This window comes from Alkaliphilus metalliredigens QYMF, from assembly GCF_000016985.1.
Lineage (GTDB): Bacteria > Bacillota > Clostridia > Peptostreptococcales > Natronincolaceae > Alkaliphilus_A > Alkaliphilus_A metalliredigens.
The window spans coordinates 3,535,199-3,553,388 of the sequence record NC_009633.1 but is presented as its reverse complement, the minus strand read 5'-3'; the positions used below and the strand labels follow the sequence as shown (position 1 = coordinate 3,553,388).

16 protein-coding genes and 1 pseudogene are annotated in these 18,190 nt (G+C 35.5%); 14 read left to right on the top strand and 3 right to left on the bottom strand.

Features of this window, described 5'->3' with window-relative positions:
* The first annotated feature begins 27 nt into the window (after nt 1–27).
* From AMET_RS17085 to AMET_RS17040, 10 genes are all read left to right on the top strand, one after another.
* A complete protein-coding gene (locus AMET_RS17085; RefSeq protein WP_012064567.1) occupies nt 28–1,602 on the top strand; it encodes a hypothetical protein in 1,575 nt (524 codons plus the stop codon).
* A 19-nt stretch (nt 1,603–1,621) separates the two neighbouring features.
* The gene (locus tag AMET_RS17080; protein WP_012064566.1) at nt 1,622–2,395 is read left to right on the top strand and encodes a prepilin peptidase; all 774 of its coding nucleotides are present in this window, start codon (nt 1,622–1,624) and stop codon (nt 2,393–2,395) included.
* A gap of 102 nt (nt 2,396–2,497) precedes the next feature.
* A complete protein-coding gene (gene pilM / locus AMET_RS24490) occupies nt 2,498–3,670 on the top strand; it encodes a pilus assembly protein PilM (protein ID WP_012064565.1) in 1,173 nt (390 codons plus the stop codon).
* Nucleotides 3,671–3,692: 22 nt separating this feature from the next.
* Nucleotides 3,693–4,256, top strand: a complete 564-nt coding sequence (locus tag AMET_RS17070) for a PilN domain-containing protein (protein WP_012064564.1) — start codon at nt 3,693–3,695, stop codon at nt 4,254–4,256.
* Complete coding sequence (locus tag AMET_RS17065) at nt 4,243–5,466, top strand: hypothetical protein (RefSeq protein WP_012064563.1); 1,224 nt, start codon at nt 4,243–4,245, stop codon at nt 5,464–5,466. Before AMET_RS17070 ends, AMET_RS17065 begins: the two co-directional genes overlap by 14 nt.
* 89 nt (nt 5,467–5,555) lie before the next feature.
* Nucleotides 5,556–7,271, top strand: coding sequence for an S-layer homology domain-containing protein (locus tag AMET_RS17060; protein WP_012064562.1), 1,716 nt, complete (start codon nt 5,556–5,558; stop codon nt 7,269–7,271).
* 403 nt (nt 7,272–7,674) lie between these two features.
* Nucleotides 7,675–8,442: a 6-phosphogluconolactonase gene (gene pgl, locus AMET_RS17055; protein WP_012064561.1), complete on the top strand. Its 768-nt coding sequence runs from the start codon at nt 7,675–7,677 to the stop codon at nt 8,440–8,442.
* A gap of 54 nt (nt 8,443–8,496) precedes the next feature.
* Nucleotides 8,497–9,393 (top strand): phosphogluconate dehydrogenase (NAD(+)-dependent, decarboxylating), encoded by an 897-nt coding sequence (gnd, locus tag AMET_RS17050; protein WP_012064560.1) that lies wholly within the window; start codon nt 8,497–8,499, stop codon nt 9,391–9,393.
* Nucleotides 9,394–9,401: 8 nt separating this feature from the next.
* Complete coding sequence (zwf, locus tag AMET_RS17045) at nt 9,402–10,766, top strand: glucose-6-phosphate dehydrogenase (protein WP_012064559.1); 1,365 nt, start codon at nt 9,402–9,404, stop codon at nt 10,764–10,766.
* Nucleotides 10,767–11,237: 471 nt separating this feature from the next.
* Complete coding sequence (locus tag AMET_RS17040) at nt 11,238–13,043, top strand: BCCT family transporter (RefSeq protein ID WP_012064558.1); 1,806 nt, start codon at nt 11,238–11,240, stop codon at nt 13,041–13,043.
* 156 nt (nt 13,044–13,199) lie between these two features.
* Here the strand turns inward: AMET_RS17040 and AMET_RS17035 are convergent, their stop codons facing one another.
* Nucleotides 13,200–13,634, bottom strand: a complete 435-nt coding sequence (locus AMET_RS17035; RefSeq protein WP_012064557.1) for a Dps family protein — start codon at nt 13,632–13,634, stop codon at nt 13,200–13,202.
* 376 nt (nt 13,635–14,010) lie between these two features.
* On the opposite strand from AMET_RS17035, the gene AMET_RS17030 reads away from it, so the two are divergent.
* The 3 genes from AMET_RS17030 (at nt 14,011) to AMET_RS17020 (ending at nt 15,270) form a co-directional block, all read left to right on the top strand.
* Entirely contained in the window at nt 14,011–14,313 is a 303-nt protein-coding gene (locus AMET_RS17030) for a hypothetical protein (RefSeq protein ID WP_012064556.1), read from the top strand.
* Nucleotides 14,314–14,481: 168 nt separating this feature from the next.
* The gene (locus AMET_RS17025) at nt 14,482–15,009 is read left to right on the top strand and encodes a YehS family protein (RefSeq protein WP_012064555.1); all 528 of its coding nucleotides are present in this window, start codon (nt 14,482–14,484) and stop codon (nt 15,007–15,009) included.
* Between the two features lie 30 nt (nt 15,010–15,039).
* Nucleotides 15,040–15,270: a hypothetical protein gene (locus AMET_RS17020; protein ID WP_012064554.1), complete on the top strand. Its 231-nt coding sequence runs from the start codon at nt 15,040–15,042 to the stop codon at nt 15,268–15,270.
* Between the two features lie 112 nt (nt 15,271–15,382).
* Here the strand turns inward: AMET_RS17020 and AMET_RS17015 are convergent, their stop codons facing one another.
* Both AMET_RS17015 and AMET_RS26610 read right to left on the bottom strand, forming a co-directional pair.
* On the bottom strand, nt 15,383–15,877 hold the full coding sequence (locus tag AMET_RS17015; protein WP_012064553.1) for a YajQ family cyclic di-GMP-binding protein: 495 nt from the start codon (nt 15,875–15,877) through the stop codon (nt 15,383–15,385).
* Nucleotides 15,878–16,163: 286 nt separating this feature from the next.
* Nucleotides 16,164–16,265, bottom strand: a pseudogene (locus AMET_RS26610) (transposase); the annotation flags it as partial.
* Between the two features lie 187 nt (nt 16,266–16,452).
* Between AMET_RS26610 and nhaC the strand changes: the two are divergent.
* Nucleotides 16,453–17,853 carry a Na+/H+ antiporter NhaC gene (gene nhaC / locus AMET_RS17010; protein WP_012064552.1) on the top strand — a complete coding sequence of 467 codons (1,401 nt, stop codon included), beginning with the start codon at nt 16,453–16,455 and terminating at the stop codon, nt 17,851–17,853.
* Nucleotides 17,854–18,190 lie beyond the last annotated feature (337 nt).

The window sequence follows — 18,190 nt, the reverse complement described above, 5'->3', positions numbered from 1 at the left end:
AAGTATATAGGTGTCAGGAGGGGTTATATGAAAAGACTCAAAAACAATAATGGATTCATGTTGCCGCTTACGATGATTGTATTTTTAGTCGTTATGATTTTTGCTGTATCTCTTCTTTCTTTGGTTGATAACCAAGGAATAATAACGGGTTCACTTGGTACAACAGAAAGTGGCTCCAAAGTAGGTCTTATTGCACAGGAAAAAGCCCTTCAATATGCAGAGGCTGGATACAGTAAATATTTATGGAAACTCAATGACCATGTGACCTTTTACTTAACCCAAGAAAGTGACGACATGTTGGGAATACCGATTGAATATGACAATGGATATTATCAACTTGAGGTCACATGGCCATCAGATTTAGATCGCTATGTTACGATTACCTCTACTGGTTGGTCCAAGGAGTCACCAGAGACAAAGAGAACGATTGAGGTTCAGTTACAGAAAAAACAGTTTGTTCATCAAGTCTATGTTAGTCAATCGGAAGGGACTAATATTTCTTTTGGGAGATCAGACAAACTCTACGGTCCTGTTCATACTAACGGTATTTTGAGAACAATGGATAATCCGGAGTTTTTTAACACAGTAACGTATGTTAGTGGTTATATAAATACTGGGAACCCTACCTACCGTAGGGGAGTGCCTCAAAAAGTTGAAGAACTAACAATGCAGGAAACTAATGCAGAATTAAAACAGTGGGCTGAATTGGATGATGCAGTCTACTATGGACGTACATCTGTTCATCTAGAAGGGGATGAAATCCGAATAAAATATCCGGAATTCAACGCGTCTAATGTGTTAACTGGTTATACAGAAGATGTTATCGACATACCTCCTAATGGTGTTATTTACATTGACGGTGGAGATGGTGTTGGTAAGTGGGAGCCTGAAACTGGAAATCTATTTATAGCCGGTACATTATCAGGAGAGTTAACCATTGCGGCAAAAAACAATATATATATCACTCATAGCAATCCAACAGAATTTTATGACGACCATGATTGGAATAGCGGTGAGTTAAATTATTCTAACGAATCGGAAGTGCCTCCATCCCCCCCTGGATTCTCTGTAAACGGTGGTATTTATTACCAAAACACACAGTTTAGCTTGAATCCCGCAACGGGCGAAGTAACCATTACAGGAGAAGGAAAGGATATGCTGGGACTTGTGGCAAATAACAATGTCTATGTGATGCATTATGGTTGGCCACGGGATGGTTCAGATGGTAATGGCCATTTTTGGAACTATCAGTGGGAAAAAAGAACCACTGGCTGGGGCTGGTGGTCAACTTTTCAGAATTGGCGTCGAACGTCACGTAACAATAGGACATATGATGTGGCACCCACAAATATCCATATTCATGCGGCAATGTTTGCATTAAATGAAGGTTTTGGGTTTGAAGATTACGATCAAGGAGCAGGAAAAGATACGATTTATTTGTGGGGAAATATGACTCAAAATAAACGTTATGCTGTTCGTGTGGGAACTCGGGGTTATGGCAAGCAATATGTTCATGATCCACGCATGTTTTATCATTATCCCCCTCACATACTCGAGCCCGTGAATTCAGGATGGGAAGTGCGAGATTGGAAAGAAATGTAGAGAAAGGTTTTGATCTAAATTGTACTTTTATATTATTATCCTTATCCTTATACTAGGTCTACTTATAGGCTCATTTCTAAACGTATGTATCTTTAGAATACCTAAAAATGAATCTATTGCTTTCCCATCTTCACATTGTTCAAATTGCAACACATTATTAAAACCTATAGATTTGATTCCTATTTTCAGTTATTTGATATTAAGAGGAAGATGTAGGTATTGTGCTGAGAAATTTTCTGTCCGGTATCCGCTAGTAGAGGTGTTGACAGGTATTATGTTTATGGCTTTATTTTCTAAATATGGTTTGAGTATTCATTTGCTTTTTTATTTATTATTAACAAGTTTATTGATTTGTATTACCTTTATTGATTATGATCATCAAATTATTCCTGATGGAATTGTATTATTAGGTTTTGCTTTTGGACTAGCCTATAAGTTAACAGCACTCATACTTTTAAACCAATCAGTTGAGATTTTAAGTAGCATTACAGGATTATTAGTAGGTGGTGGATTATTCTTACTCATTGCAATTATTTCAAATGGTGGTATGGGTGGAGGCGATATTAAATTAATGGGGATGCTGGGTTTCTGGTTTGGTTGGAGGGGCATACTTCTTATCTCTTTTTTGTCTTTTATCATAGGAAGTATAATTTCTATTTTCTTGTTAGGAACAAAACTAAAGACACGAAAAGATCCAATTCCCTTTGGACCATTTATCGCTATATCAACATTTATAAACATGTTTTTTTATGAGGAAATTGTACTGTGGTATTTTAATTTACTGATACAATAAAATGCTTTTGCAATATAATTCTATTCACTAATATCAACTGATTCAAAGGTTAGCCTATCAGAAGGTTTAACTTTATATCGTGAACATAGGAGGAGGGATACATTGAAATTTAATCGATTGAGCTTTTTATCAAAAAACACTGATTATTTATCCATGGATATTGGTAACTACAGTATTAAGCTAGTCACTGGAAAATTTGCTGATAGTAAAGTAAGTATTGATAAAGCTGTCACCATACTTACGCCTCAAGATTGCTTTGAGGATGGGAAAATTATTAATATGCTGGAATTAAAAGAAGTATTAAAAAGAGCATTGGAAGAAAATAAAATAGATATCAAATCTACTATCTCTAGTATAGAGAGCACTCAGATACTTACTAGAGAAATCGTTTTGCCATCGGTGAGTCCAGAGGACATGAAAGAAATGATTAACTATGAAATTGGTGAGTATCTACCTATTGAATTAGATAAATATGTCGTGCAATTTAAAGTAATTGAAGAATTTATTGAAGAAGATGTAACAAAACAGAAAATTCTTGTGGCAGCAGTGCCCGCAGAAATTGCTTTAAATCACTTTGAACTTATTGACTTTTTAGGTTTAAATCCTGTTGCATTAGATATTCACTCTAATGTGATTAGCAAACTATTTCACAAAGATACGCTAATTAATAATAAGGTTGCTATCTACGACAAAACCGTTGCTGTATTGGATATTGGGCACAGTCATATTAATGTGATTATTATTGATAGAGGAGAATACAAATTTAATCGGATTATATCTACCGGAGCAACTGAAATAGACACAATCATTGCGTCTTACTTAAATATAAACTTAGCTGAAGCTCGGGAGATGAAGCATGAAATTACAGGTTTAGGTATAGCGTTTCAAGAAGAAGTAGCAGTAGCTGAGGATGCAATTTCTTTATATAAGTCAGCAGATCTTTCTGATGATAGGCTAGGTGACTTTTCATATGAGGATTCAGGTATGAATAGCATGACTGTAGATGCGATCAGATCTACTATGAATACATGGGTTGATGAAATTAACAAAGTTTTCAAGTATTATACCAGTAGATTTTCCGAGAATACCATCGATAATATCTATTTATACGGAGGAAGTGCACAGCTTGATCAAATCGCATCTCATATGGATTCTTTACTAAATATACCTACGGATACAATCTATGAATTAAATGGAATAGAAATTTTAGATCATTCTGTTGCAGGTCAATTACCAATATATCTTAATGCTATTGGAGCAATAATCAGAAGATAACATGGGGGGGATTATTAGAAATATGAGAGATCTGAATTTTTTTGAACCTTATATCGTAGAGCCAGAAAAAACAAGTTCAAAGCGATTAATTTTGATAGCATTAACAACGATTCTTATCTTTGTACTGATTTTTTACCCAATCCTTAATTTTTTTGAAATAAAGTCAATTAAGAATGAGATCACTTTTATAAATGAATCCCTAAATTCATTGGAGAATCAGAAGAAATTAGATACAATTCAAAACAAAAAACAAAGTCTGGAAGCTTTCAAATCTGAATTTGATATATTACTCCAGTTAGATCATCAAATAAAAAACCGAGATGTTATTAATGATGAATTGATGTTGCAAATTTCAAAACAAATTCCTAATGACATTTTTTTTGAATCTATGAGCATTAATGGAGAACAGGTTCACATTCAAGGGAATGCATACCTTAAATTAGACATTGCTCAAATGGAGCATAATTTGCGTTATAATGGGGATTTTTATGAAATATTTATTCCTTCCATTACGGAAAATGATGGATTTTATAGCTTTTCCATTACTTTTAAAGTAAGGGAGGTGCATGATCATGATACTGAATAAAAGAGAAAAAATCCTTGCTTTTTTATTAATGGGCACGGTATTGTTAGGAAGCTATTATAAATTTTTAATTGTACCCCAAGTTGAAGCCCTTGGTCAGTTGAGAATTGATAAGGAATTAAAGCAGCAAGGATACATAACGATGAATCAGTCGTTTCAATCGGAAATAAACATAGATGAGGATTTCAAAAATCTAAACAGTGACTTTCTTGATATTGCTAAAAACTATTTTGGTGAATTAGAACAGGAGGATACAATACTCATTTTAAACGAATTTCTGTTATATGAGACCATAAAAATTCCAGAGATTAATTTTACACAACCGCGAAATGAAATAATACAAGGAGAAGAGGATAATGAAAATACTTACTTAGACAGTGCATCTATTGAAGTTACTTCCATTCAATTTAATTACCAAACAAATTATGAAGGATTAATCAGCTTTTTAAAAGAAATTGGTGAATATGATAAAAAGATTATTGTGAATAGTTTGAATATAACCAATGATATGAATGGTTTATTGTCAGGAAATATGACGATTGATTTTTATGCAGTACCGCAGGTCAGTAAGTATTTCCCAAAAAAACCCAGTGTATTAACCTATTTTTCAACTGATGATATAGAGGCTGAAAATCAGCCTAATCCCTTTGATGGATTTTATCTAATAGAAAGGGAATCGGAAGAAGTTTATTTAGAATACGACGAATATAATGACTCGTGGAAAAAGGATACAATTTACGGTTTTGAAGCTCAAAATACTTTTTTTGTTGGGAACCCAAGGGATATAATCGGAAGTGTTTCTCAAAACACAAATAGTATGGAAGGAAGATATGCTACAAAACTAGAATATGATTTTATTAGAAGTAGAGAGTACAGTGTTGCCAATTTAGTTTTTGAAGGTGAACCGATTACCATTGACAGACAGCCAGAAACCTTTGGCCTATGGGCTTATAGCTTTGAAACAAATAATCATAGCATAGGTGCTGTGCTTATAGATTCTAAGGGTCGTGAATTTAAAGTATCCTTAGTTAATAATGTAGATTGGACGGGTTGGAATAATATAGAAGTAAGCCTCCCTATTGAAATAACATATCCAGCCACTGTTCAAAGACTCTATGTTGAGAGCACCGGTTTTTCAGATAAGTCAAAGGGACACTTCTTATTTGATAAACTAGAAGTACTATATCGAGATATACTTCCTTTTTCTAATTAAATAGGTATGAGTACTTCTTTAAGTAATCTAATGAATCTGATGTATATTTCAAATTAAAATCATATTATGTAGAAAAGAGGTGACTTGTTTTGACAAAAAGAACTAGGCCACGTATTGTAGTACTTTGTATCATTATAAGTATGTTTCTTGTAAACTTTTCTCTTGTTTATGCGGATGCAAAGCAAGATGCAGAAGATCGAGAAATAGGTTATGAAGATGGATTAAAATGGGGAGATGCTACGGGCTCTATTTATGGATACAGAGACAAGGTAAATAAAGAAAGAAGTAACTGGGAAAGAAGTTATAAAGAAGTTAAAACAAAAGTTGTGTCAGAATACAATCTTAGTAGTCAATCCTATCCATATCGCAGTCGTTTTCAAGAAGCTTTTGAAGTCGGATTTGAAAGTGGGTATGAAAAAGGTTATCGGAATACAACCTTTGACAGTGCCATGAGTGCAACTAGTATTGGTTTGGAGCATGGAGAATTTTTCGGACGAATGTTGGGTGAAAAACAGGGACGACAAGATTATAGTAAAGGGTTGAAAAGTGATTGGCAACGAAACCTACCAGCAGAAAGTGCCATTATCCAAGAATACCATCTAAAAAATGACTCTAAAGTATACTTAGATGCTTTTATAGACGGTTATAAATTAGGGTACGAAGAAGAATACCTTTTTTCATACAGAACAGTTAATTATGATGTTCAAAGAGTTACTAAAGAAATGGGAATTGAGCATGGGATCGAGGCTGGGGAGCAAGTCGGATCTGCTATGGGAATCAGCTACTATGTTCAGGGCAACGGAAATAGCTGGCAAAGTGCATTGAGTGAATATGAAAGTCAACAACAGCTATCTAGTCGATTTCTTTTATTACGTGAAACTCCTCAGTATCGACTAGGGTTTCTTGAGGGCTTTAAGGATGGATTCAGATCTAGTTTTTCAGAATCCTATCAAGATCTAAACATGAGAGTTGCCAATGAGAATGTAAATTGGAAACGGGTAAATATGTTTGAAGAAACCATAGCGTATTCTGAAACTGTTGTTAATTTTGTGAGTGGGAGTCAATCAAATAATACAGTTAAGCTCGTAGAGCTCTTATTTGAATCAGGTACTGTCTATAGAGATACATACATTGGACTTTTAAAAGAAGAAGGTTCTTTTAATCAGCTTTATGGAAGCTATGAACCTGCATCAAAGGTATTTGAAGTGAGAATATTTAATGATTTGAATCAGACCCAGTTTAGAAAACCTGTAAACCTAAACTTTGAGTATTATGGTTCCGATCGAGCGGGAATCTATAGATTGATCAATAATGAATGGATTTATCAATATAGTACCTTAGAGGAAGGTAAAATTATCACAAAAATTCCAGCAATGATGTACACTGGGGGTAAATATGCAGTCCTCATTGATGATAACTATGTAGAGTTAAGTGATATTGTAACTCACTGGGCAGGAAAGGAGCTCTATGCTTATTTAAGAAGAGGATATATTCAAGGATATAGCGACCGTACCTTTAAGCCAAATAATAACATATCGAAAGGAGATTTTCTAAACTTGTTGAGTACCGTTAGAAAATCTAGTTCAGATGAGTTAACAGATCAAGCAGATTTAAATGGGGTAGTATCCCATGAAGAAGTTGAGTTGATTATGCAAAAGGTTTTACGTGATTCAAACTTCAGCTGGAGCGAAATAGCAGACAAAATGATGTATGAAAAGTACACTCGCTCTAAGGAAAACTATGTTACCCGGGGGGAAGCTGTATACATGCTTCATGAGCTTCAGCAAGCCGGGAGATTAAATTAATAGGGATGAATCGAGCCAGCTACTTAACAAAAAATACAATGGGGACGGTTCTCTTTGTAACCAGTTCATTAGAAAATTCACAGGCAAACTAAATAGTTTGCCTTTTTTTTCATGCTCTAAATCATATGATAAGGATATAATGAGTTAAAGGTTTGAGAACTAGAAAGAACAGGGAGTGTCGTGCCAGGTAATTAACATATTACAATGGTAGATAAGTTTCAAAGTCAAGAAATTGTCATCTAACATTGTATGGGAATTATGATTATATATTTCCTAGGAAAATTGATTCTAGGGTGAAGGATATGGATATGCTAAGATAGAATAATTACTAAAAGGATTTACACTTAAATCATTTATCAATAGTTATAGACCTATAAAATAGCCTGAAATGGAGGAAATTAATATGCATAAAGGAAATATTGTCCTGGGTACCCCCCAGGAGGTTGCCAAGAAGCTAGGGGTATATGTAACTGCTTTGGCCATGGATTCCATCAGGAAGCATGGTGGCTTTACCATAGGATTGTCCGGTGGTTCATCCATGGATGTTTTTGCAAAGGGCATACTGAATAAGGAAATTAAGGCTTCAATAGACTGGTCTAAATGGCAGGTTTTTTGGGTAGATGAGCGTTGGGTACCCCTAACCAGTACAGACAGTAATTATTGTAAATCAAAGGAACTTTTTTTAGACCATGTGGACATTCCCAAAAATCAGATACATCCCTATGACACTGGTCTTAAGCCTGATGAGGCTGCTAGGGCTTATGAAAATATGCTATCTAGGGTCTTTACAACGGGATCGGAAGAAATTCCTCAATTTGATTTAATTCTTTTAGGTTTAGGAGAAGATGGGCATACGGCCTCCCTATTCCCACAGCATCCCCTTTTAAAGGAAGAAAAGCACTGGGTTTCTTCTCTTATGGACGCCCCTAAAGCACCTCCAGAACGGATGACCTTCACTTTGCCCCTCCTTAACAGAACCCGTCATGTGGCTTATATTGCCTTAGGAGCAGGGAAATCCTCTATTCTGGAGAGGGTATTCTTAAGCAACCCTTCCCAGATGATCCCTGCCCAGTTGGTTTCTCCCATTGAGGGAAAAACACAATGGTTTGTTGATCATGACGCTTACAAAGATCTGGGTTTGTTGAAGAATCAAAATCATCATCCTGAATGAAAGAGTCTTATGAGGGTAATAAGTTATTAAATTAATAAATAGGAGGCGTTTACAATGGAAATAGGATTGATTGGTTTGGGGAAAATGGGTTACAATCTTGCTTTAAATATGAGGGATCATGGACACAGAGTTGTTGCCTATAATAGAACTCCAGATAAAACACAGATGATTGAAAAAGAAGGAATTAAAGGAGTCTATAGTCTTGAAGCTCTTTATGATTCTTTGGAGGGGAAACGGATTTTATGGATGATGATTCCTTCGGGTGAGGCAGTGGACAATATGATTGATGAATTGCTAACCTTCTTAAGATCCGGAGATATTTTGATTGATGGTGGTAACTCTTTTTATCAAGATACCCTTAGACGATATGAAAAGCTGAAAGATATTGGAATTGATTACATAGATGTGGGCACCAGTGGTGGAATTGAAGGAGCTAGAACAGGGGCATGCATGATGGTTGGCGGGGAACCCCATGTTGTAGAGCAAATTAGCTCTCTATTTCAGGATATATCTATTGAAAATGGATATTCCTTCATGGGAACACCGGGGAGCGGTCACTATGTGAAAATGGTTCACAATGCCATTGAGTATGGGATGATGCAGGCAATTGGAGAGGGTTTTGAGTTGTTAAATGCTGGACCCTTTAGCTTAGACTTTGAGAATGTAGCAAAGGTTTGGAGCCATGGTTCTATTATTGAAGGTTTGCTCATGCGATGCGTTTTAAGTTCCTTTGAAAAAAGCGAAAAATTAGAGGAAATACAAGGGATTGTAGATGCTTCGGGTGAAGGTCAATGGGCAGTAGAAGAAGCCTTAAGACTAAAGGTATCCATGCCGGTTATTTCCAATGCACTCTTCGCTCGATATAAGTCTACAGATTCAACCAAGTTTTCAGAGAAGGTGGTTGCTGCCATGAGAAAGGAATTTGGTGGTCATGCGATCCATCAAAAATAGGTGAATAAATGAAGAACAATTTATTTGTCATTTTCGGTGCAACTGGAAATTTAACTTATAAGAAACTCCTTCCTGCCCTCTATCGCCTAATGGATCAAAACTTAATTTCCAGTGCCACTAAAATCATTTGCATTGGAAGAAAAAATTTTACAACGAAATCCTACATCGAAGATGCCCTAACTCAAGTCAAAGAAGAAATCAATTGGTCAGTGTTCAAAAAATCTTTGTTCTATTATCAAATGGATATTGAATCAATGCCGGATTACATAGCATTAAAAACCTTTATTGAAAACAACTGTCAAATGTACACAGACAATAGTATTTTTTACCTGGCCACTGCACCAGGTTTGTTCCCAATAATTGCAAGGGGGATTAGTGAGGGGAATTTAGTAAGTAAAGAAGACCTTAAGGGAAGAGTGGTATTTGAAAAGCCCTTTGGTGAAGATTTGGATTCGGCAAAAAAATATAATCAGATGGTGAGAGATTACTTCGATGAAAATCAGATCTATCGAATTGATCATTACTTAGGGAAGGAAATGATCCAGAATATTTTGGTTGTTCGATTTTCCAACAAGATTTTTGAAGATATATGGAACAATAAGGGAATCAAAAGTGTAACAATTTTAGCTAAGGAAACAGGAGGGGTTATGAATCGAGGAGGCTACTATGATGGATCAGGGGCATTGAAGGATATGGTTCAAAATCATCTGATGCAAATGTTGAGTCTTATCGCTATGGAACCTCCAGAGGATTTTGATACTGATGATATCCGTCAAAGGAAGGTTCAGGTGATTCAAAAACTAAAAGCAAATTTTAATGCTGAAAATCTTTTGGTTGGACAATATAAAGGTTATAAAAAAGAAAAAGGTGTAGATCCTGATTCAAAAACAGAAACCTTTGTTTTCTTAAAGGCAGAAATCGATACGGAGAGATGGAAGGGTGTTCCCTTCTATATTCTTACGGGTAAGCAACTTGACGAAAAGAAGTCTGAAATCATCATTGAATTTTTAGAAAACAGTCATAGTCATAAAAAGTGGCCAAAGGACAGTATCCAGTCAAATCGATTGATTATCAGAGTGGATCCTGAAGATGGCATCACCTTTCAAATCAATACAAAAATACCGGGATTAAGTTCCGATGTTAAGCCTGTGGTTTTGGACTATTGTCATGGATGTCAGGCCATAGGAAACTTACCAGAGGCCTATGAAAAGTTGCTTTTAGACATTGTATTAGGAGATACCACTCTTTTTCCTAGATGGGATGAGATTGAACATTCCTGGCAGTTTATTGACCAGGTGAAGGCTTATTTAGGTGATACAACCCCTATTGAGTATACCAACTTTGAAGAATTAAGGAAAAAAGTAATCAAATGAATCAAGCCAGGCACTTAACATATTAGTGGGTCAATCTTAGCCGATTGGCTCTTTTTGTGTACTAAAAAGAATAAACAAAAAGAAGGTGGAGACTTGAAGCTGGGAAGCTAGAAAGAGCAGGAAAGAGCATACTGATAACCTGCCAACCTAAGCAGGTAGTAGTAATACAATAAGCCAATTGGTGGGTATACTAGACAATGAGTATGGAGAATATAAGGGTGTTGATGATGGAGATAGGTTTCTATATATTTACATTTGAATATATGAATGTCAGGGCATATACAAAAGAATTACCAGATGTATAGAAAATATGTGACGAAAATGGTACAATATAGAAGGTATTTTGTGAATTCTAAATTCCTTGCAAGTTAGCTATAAATCAAGGTGATATTAAATGAATGTATTTAAGAAAATAATGGAATTGAATTGAAGTGAATCTAAGTGATGAAGAAGAAAGGGGTATTAATCTAAATGGATCAGGATAAAGATAAAAAAATCGACCCACGGAAAGCACTGGCAAAAAAGCTAAAGAACGCTGAAATAGAAGCAAGGAAAAAGGCAATTAAGGCAAGAAAACCTTTTAAAGGTCTTCAAATTCGTCCGACGGTTTCACTGTTTGATGAAGCTGGGAAACAAGAACCTGGAGAGAACAATTGGGAAGGCTTTGGTTTCGATATTCATCCTCAAGTGACCATGTTCTCAGTTGTGTTTCTAGCTGCCTTTATAAGCTTAACGCTAATTTTTACTGAGGCATCAGAAGTGTTTTTTGACAATACAATGACTATTATATCCAAAAATGCAGGATGGTTCTTTATATTAGTAGCCAACCTCTTTATTATTGCGGCTCTTACCTTTGCTTTCGGAAAGTTCGGCAATATAAGAATTGGTGGAAGCAAAGCCCAGCCGGAGTTCAGTAAATTTGCTTGGTATTCTATGCTCTTGAGTGCTGGTATGGGCATTGGCTTGCTATTTTGGAGTGTTGCCGAGCCTATTACACATTTAAATACGCCATCACCCATGTTTGGAAATTTACTCGCAGGTTCACCAAGAGCAGCCCAAGCGGCAATGGCAACAACATTTTTCCACTGGGGAATTCACCCTTGGGCTATTTATGCTTTAGTTGGGTTAGGTTTGGCTTTTTTCTCTTTTAATAGGGGACTACCTCTAACCATTCGCTCGATATTTTATCCAATTATCGGAAATAAAATCTATGGCTTTTGGGGTAATCTAATCGATACCTTATCTGTATTAGCTACACTAACGGGTCTTGCTACTTCCCTGGGGTTTGGCGTAGCACAAGTCAATGCAGGACTCAATTATTTGTTTGGTATTAATATAAGCATCACAGTACAAGTGCTACTAATAGCTGGGATTACAGCTCTTGCTACAGGATCAGTTGTCATGGGTCTTGATGGTGGCGTAAAGCGATTAAGTGAGATCAATATGGTGATGGCAGGTGTGTTTTTACTTTTTGTTCTCATTGTAGGGCCTACTGTATATATTCTCGGAGGCTTTACTCAGAACATCGGTTATTATTTATCTAACTTTACTGAAATGAGTATGTGGACAGAAACCTTTAGAGATACCGGTTGGCAAGGTGGATGGACGATTTTTTATTGGGCTTGGTGGATTTCTTGGTCACCATTTGTTGGGATGTTTATTGCAAGAATATCCAAAGGCCGTACAGTTAAAGAGTTTGTTTTAGGTGTTATGATTATCCCAACTCTATTATCTTTCTTTTGGATGTCAGTATTTGGTGGAACTGCAATCTTTCTTGAAACAAGTGGCATTGCAGATATTGCCACTGTGGTTGATGAGGATGTTTCAATTGCATTGTTTGCAATGCTAGAAAATCTACCTTTATCCAGTGTAACGTCTTTCATAGGGATTATGTTGGTTACTGTATTTTTTGTTACTTCCTCGGATTCTGGATCCTTAGTTGTCGATCACTTGACTTCTGGAGGAAAATTAGATTCACCAGTACCTCAGAGAGTATTTTGGGCTATTATGGAAGGCGTTGTTGCGGCTACTTTATTGCTTGGTGGTGGACTTGGCGCTTTACAAACGGCTTCTATCATTACTGGTTTGCCTTTTGCGATTATTCTATTACTCATTATTTATTCTCTTTATGCAGGACTGAAACAAGAATTTGAAGTTGAAGAAATTGTTAGGAAGAAATTAATATCTGTAAGGGAAGACCATGTAATCAATGAAGTCATCTCTGCAGTCGTTCTTGATGATGCCCTAGTTGATGAAGACGAGAACAAGCAAAATTAAATAAGGCTGGCAGCCAAGGGGACAATTCCTGTGGTTGGCATATAAAAATTTATGATTAATTAAAAAGAAGTATTTTGTAAATTAAAAAAGACTAACTTCTTAAAATATAGAAGTTAGTCTTTAAAATAAACACATTTAGTTAATGTAAAGTAGGTGCTATGCAAGCATTGAATTGATGAACCACAAATTCTTACTGTAACCAGCAATATGATCTTCAAATTCAGCTACTATTCCAAAATCACCAGCTTCATCTGCTGCACTTCTGATTTCAGTTGCTAAAGCCATCATTTTATTTAAATCAGCTAAAACTATTTCAAGAACTTCAGTGCTGGAAAATTTATCTTTATCTAATTCTTTGATAGATGCATTTTCTAAATAATCCGCCATTTTAGCTAAAGGCTTTTCGCCCCTCATCTTCATAAGCTCTGCTACATCATCATACTTTGCAAAGAAATCATCATACATTGACTCAGTGAATTCATGGACTTGAACAAATTGCATGCCCACAACATTCCAATGCATATTATGTAGTTTTACATTTAAAACAGCTAAATTTGATAAGTATTCATTTAATTTTGTGTAATTTTTCATGTAAATCCTCCTCGTTAATTTCATTTTAAATTATATCTATTCCATTATTACCCAGGGTCTTGCTTTTAAAACATAGGTTCCTTGTTAATTTCAATTTTTCTTTCATTCGACTTTAATCTATGGAAAATCTAGAATACATCTTCTATATTATGGGATTTTTATCACCACATTATGCGGATCATTTCCTCATAGTACCTACTCTACAAGGATGATGACGATGACTATGTTCTTGGCTATGACGGACCCATAGGGAAAGGAACTAGGACATCGTAGTCTGCCATGATCCTAAAATCAAGTTATTTCAATGAGTTAAGCTATTTACAAAGAAGATATTTGCCTATATAATAAAACTAGGAAAAATAAAGGAGCGTGCAAAATGCTAAACAAACAACAACTGCTAGATGTAATTGCATCAGTAAAGGGTAATGAAGAACAACATCTAATTTTAAATACCGATGGGATTTTTGAAATCGTTAAATATCATGATGAAGAAGATCCTATTGAGTTTGAAAAGATGAATTATGTTACTCGATGGGGGACTTCTGATGAAGGAAATGGATATATAGGTGGTAAAACAGCAGATGATAAAAAAAACATTGGTAATATCATGAGCCATGCCAATAAAGCTTGGGCAGTGTTTCTTAATACAGGTAAAACAAGAATTATTAGTATAACATAATAATATTGTAAATAATGAACTGTATCATTCCAGATACTTAGTTTCATAAATTAGTTAAGGCAGAGAGTCAATCTTAATGGGTTGGCTCTTCCCATGTCAAAAATAAAAGGTATATTATGCTATAATAGAGGTATAATTAGAAAAAGCTTTAGCATAGGAGGATTATAAATGAATAATAATGAGATATTAATTAGATTATCAGATGCCTTGGATATAAAAAACACAGCTATGGTAGAGATATTTAAACTTGGTGGGGCTGAATTAACGGAAGAAGAAGTGAGGAAGATGCTCATAAAATCAAAAGACAGTTTCCCTGATGAAGTTGAGGATCAAGAGGAAGCAGAAGAAAAAGAAGAGAATATAAAATGCGACAATAGTACCCTAGAGTCATTTTTAAATGGCTTTATTGTATTTAGAAGAGGCAAACAAGATCCAAAACCAGGACAACCTGAAAGGCCAGTACTGGCCATAAAGAATAATGAAAAGGTTAATAACATAATGCTTAAGAAATTAAAAATAGCCCTATCATTCTCAAGTGCCGATATGCTTGATATATTTGAAGAAGCAGGGGTCATTGTATCAAAGGGAGAATTAAGTGATCTATTTAGAAAGGAAGGGCATAAGCATTACAAAGAGTGTTCTGATAAGTATGCCAGGGGGTTCTTAAAGGGATTAGAGATAGAAAATAGAGACTAGTTGAAGAATTGATGGAGGAGGTTATTAAATATGGCTTGGGGAAATAAAGTTGATAAGATGTTTGTCAAGGTTGAAGGTAAACTTGATGATAACGAATGGAATATCCCTGTTGAATTGACTTACAATGATGAAAAGTTTGAAATAATAGATCCAGTGAGAAGCATGAAGCTTTTCAATAATGCCATCAGATATAAATGCAATATTGATGGAAGACTGATTGAGTTATTTAATGAAGGGGAAGAATGGTGGATTTTTGTATAGACTGGGATCAAACTTACAAGGGACTACCTGTAATGATTTGCATGGGGTCTGAAAAATGGTTAAAAAAGGAGTCGATTTTTTAAGAAAATCGACTCCTTTTTAGTATGTAAATTTATCGATAGTTAGTAAATTGTACACTAAAGGCTAGATCGGCATCTCTTAAGGCTTGCATTACATCTTGTAGATCATTTCTGTTTTTACCGGAGACTCTGACAACATCTCCTTGCACTGAAGCCTGTACCTTTAGCTTTGAATCCTTGATTAAAGTGGTGATTTTTTTTGCTTCTTCTTTGGTAATTCCCTGTTTCACTTTAATGACTTGCTTTACTTTTCCACCTAAGGATTTTTCGATTTTTTCATACTCTAAGGATTTGATAGATACATTTCGTTTGACAAGTTTTGTTTGTAGGATATCAATTACATTTTGAAGTTTAAATTCATCAGATGTAACAATGCTAATCTCATTTTCACTTTTTGTAATAATGGTTTTACTGTCTTTTAAGTCAAATCTCTGGGCAATTTCTTTTTCTGTTTGGGACATTGCATTGGTAACCTCATTCATATCCACCTCAGAAACAACATCGAAAGAGTTATCTTTTGCAGCCATACTTTATCACTCCATTTCAATAATAGTTACCAATATTATAGGCATAGTAACCCACAAAAAACAAGTTAAAATAGTACAATGAATCTTTAAAGGTGATATTCATTGAGCTCTATAATGAGTCAATAAGGTATTAAGAGCCAATAAATATAGACCAGTTAGCAATAGTCAAGAGAATTCTTAAAGAAAGTTTAAAATAGAAGGTATAAAAAATTCACAGCAAATAAGCCAAAGTAAAATGTTTGTTATTTCTAAATACAGCAAAAATAATGTAAGAGACTTCATGTATAACAGAACTAATAGCAATGGTGAAAAGGACCCTTCTAGCTAGTCTAGATCCACGCTTAGACATAGAAACTTTGGTGGCCTTAAACTTACCAGATTCCTTTACTGGACTTTGTTGATGAATGAACACGAAATTTTTATTGAAATTAGTATGTTCGACAGCAAGAAATGAGGATTTTTTTAGTGTGGTTTTGATAACATTAGGGTAAGCGGGGAATGGTATACTACGTCATCAGGATTTGGATTTCTCATTCTAAATTGGAAAAAATATTTTTAAAGGGGGAATTTATTCAATGAAAACTAAAAAAGAAGCAACGCTGAAACATGCGTTTATCCCAATTTTGTTTCTAGTCGTTTCACTATCCACCTCAATCATTGTATTTGGTGCTGATCCTCATATCCCGCTGATTGCCACTATTATTGTGGCGGCTATTGTTGCCGTTACTTCTCTAGGGTTCACATGGAGTGAACTGGAAGCAGGTATGATCGATACGATTAAAATGGGAATGCAAGCTGTTCTAATTTTAATGGTTATTGGTACAATTATCGGTACATGGACCCTAAGTGGAACTGTCCCAACCATGATTTACTATGGTCTACAGATCTTATCGCCAGGAATCTTTCTTGTGGCCACAGCAATTATTTGTTCTGTAGTTTCCCTTGCAACAGGAAGCTCTTGGACAACTGCCGGTACAGTGGGTATTGCCTTACTGGGAATCGGTCTAGGTCTAGGAATGCCTGCAGGTCTTGTGGCTGGTGCAATCATTTCTGGAGCTTACTTTGGAGATAAAATGTCTCCTCTTTCCGACACAACAAATCTAGCACCTGCCATGGCTGGCGCTGAATTGTTTGAACACATCAAGCATATGGTTTACACAACGGTTCCTGCTTTAATCATCTCTTTAATTCTTTATGGAATTATTGGATCAAGATATGCAGGTCGTGAATTAGATATGGTCGGTATCAATGAAATGCTTGGTGCAATGAGTTCTAACTTCATGATTTCCCCACTATTATTAATTCCACCGATTCTTGTTATTACAATTGTTGTGTTGAAGGTACCTGCCTTACCTGGATTAATGGCCGGTACACTTTTAGGTGGTCTCTTCGCTGCAATCTTCCAAGGCGCAGCCATTGGAGACATCATCGATGCAGCTCATTATGGATTTTATTTGGATTCTGGTGTAGAAATAGTAGATGACCTATTAAGTGGTGGTGGTCTAGATAGTATGATGTGGACTGTATCCTTAATCCTAATTGCCATGTCCTTCGGTGGGCTTATGGAGAAATCAGGTATGCTCCACGCTATTGGTCGAGCGATCTTAAGCTTAGCTGAAAGTACAGGATCTTTAATCTTAGCCACTGTTTTAACTTGTATTGCTGTGAACCTATTGGCTGCAGAGCAATATATAGCTATTGTTGTCCCTGGTAGAATGTACAAGGATACCTATAGAGAAAAAGGAATTCATCCAAAGGTACTTTCAAGAACATTGGAGGATTCAGGAACCCTGACTTCGGTATTGATTCCATGGAATACATGTGGTGCCTTCATGTTCGGAACCCTAGGAGTAAGTGCTGTTGCTTATGGTCCCTATGCATTCTTAAATATCTTAACACCTATCATTGCCGTTATTTATGGTTATATCGGATTTACAATTACACCTCTTGAAGTAGATAAAAAGATAGAAGCATAGAAGTGACAAATTGTTAATATAGGTGAGTTAAGAAGAAGTAAAAGGCTTCATTAAAAAGCAACCGTGCTATGTATATAGTACGGTTGCTTGTATGATGTGCAATAGAATCATGTAAGCACCAATTGTATACAGGACCACGAACCGTAACAAATTATGAGTTGCGTTAACGCAAATGATTTGATTGTAGCAAACTTATGTTTTAATGTGAAATATATCCGATCATAATAATTAAGTAGTAAAATGTATTGACAACAAAATAACAATAGTATAAAATGTAATTGTTAAATGAATCTGTTCAATGAATGGATTCACTGAACAGAACTAAGAACAATAGGCT

What these genes read in the sequence shown, in the direction of transcription:
- AMET_RS17035 (WP_012064557.1), bottom strand. Translation starts at nt 13,634, where the DNA reads ATGAAAAATTACACAAAATTAAATGAATACTTATCAAATTTAGCTGTT.
- nhaC (WP_012064552.1), top strand. Translation starts at nt 16,453, where the DNA reads ATGAAAACTAAAAAAGAAGCAACGCTGAAACATGCGTTTATCCCAATT.
- pgl (WP_012064561.1), top strand. Translation starts at nt 7,675, where the DNA reads ATGCATAAAGGAAATATTGTCCTGGGTACCCCCCAGGAGGTTGCCAAG.
- AMET_RS17040 (WP_012064558.1), top strand. Translation starts at nt 11,238, where the DNA reads ATGGATCAGGATAAAGATAAAAAAATCGACCCACGGAAAGCACTGGCA.
- AMET_RS17025 (WP_012064555.1), top strand. Translation starts at nt 14,482, where the DNA reads ATGAATAATAATGAGATATTAATTAGATTATCAGATGCCTTGGATATA.
- AMET_RS17070 (WP_012064564.1), top strand. Translation starts at nt 3,693, where the DNA reads ATGAGAGATCTGAATTTTTTTGAACCTTATATCGTAGAGCCAGAAAAA.
- AMET_RS17020 (WP_012064554.1), top strand. Translation starts at nt 15,040, where the DNA reads ATGGCTTGGGGAAATAAAGTTGATAAGATGTTTGTCAAGGTTGAAGGT.
- AMET_RS17085 (WP_012064567.1), top strand. Translation starts at nt 28, where the DNA reads ATGAAAAGACTCAAAAACAATAATGGATTCATGTTGCCGCTTACGATG.
- AMET_RS17065 (WP_012064563.1), top strand. Translation starts at nt 4,243, where the DNA reads ATGATACTGAATAAAAGAGAAAAAATCCTTGCTTTTTTATTAATGGGC.
- AMET_RS17030 (WP_012064556.1), top strand. Translation starts at nt 14,011, where the DNA reads ATGCTAAACAAACAACAACTGCTAGATGTAATTGCATCAGTAAAGGGT.
- gnd (WP_012064560.1), top strand. Translation starts at nt 8,497, where the DNA reads ATGGAAATAGGATTGATTGGTTTGGGGAAAATGGGTTACAATCTTGCT.
- zwf (WP_012064559.1), top strand. Translation starts at nt 9,402, where the DNA reads ATGAAGAACAATTTATTTGTCATTTTCGGTGCAACTGGAAATTTAACT.
- AMET_RS17015 (WP_012064553.1), bottom strand. Translation starts at nt 15,877, where the DNA reads ATGGCTGCAAAAGATAACTCTTTCGATGTTGTTTCTGAGGTGGATATG.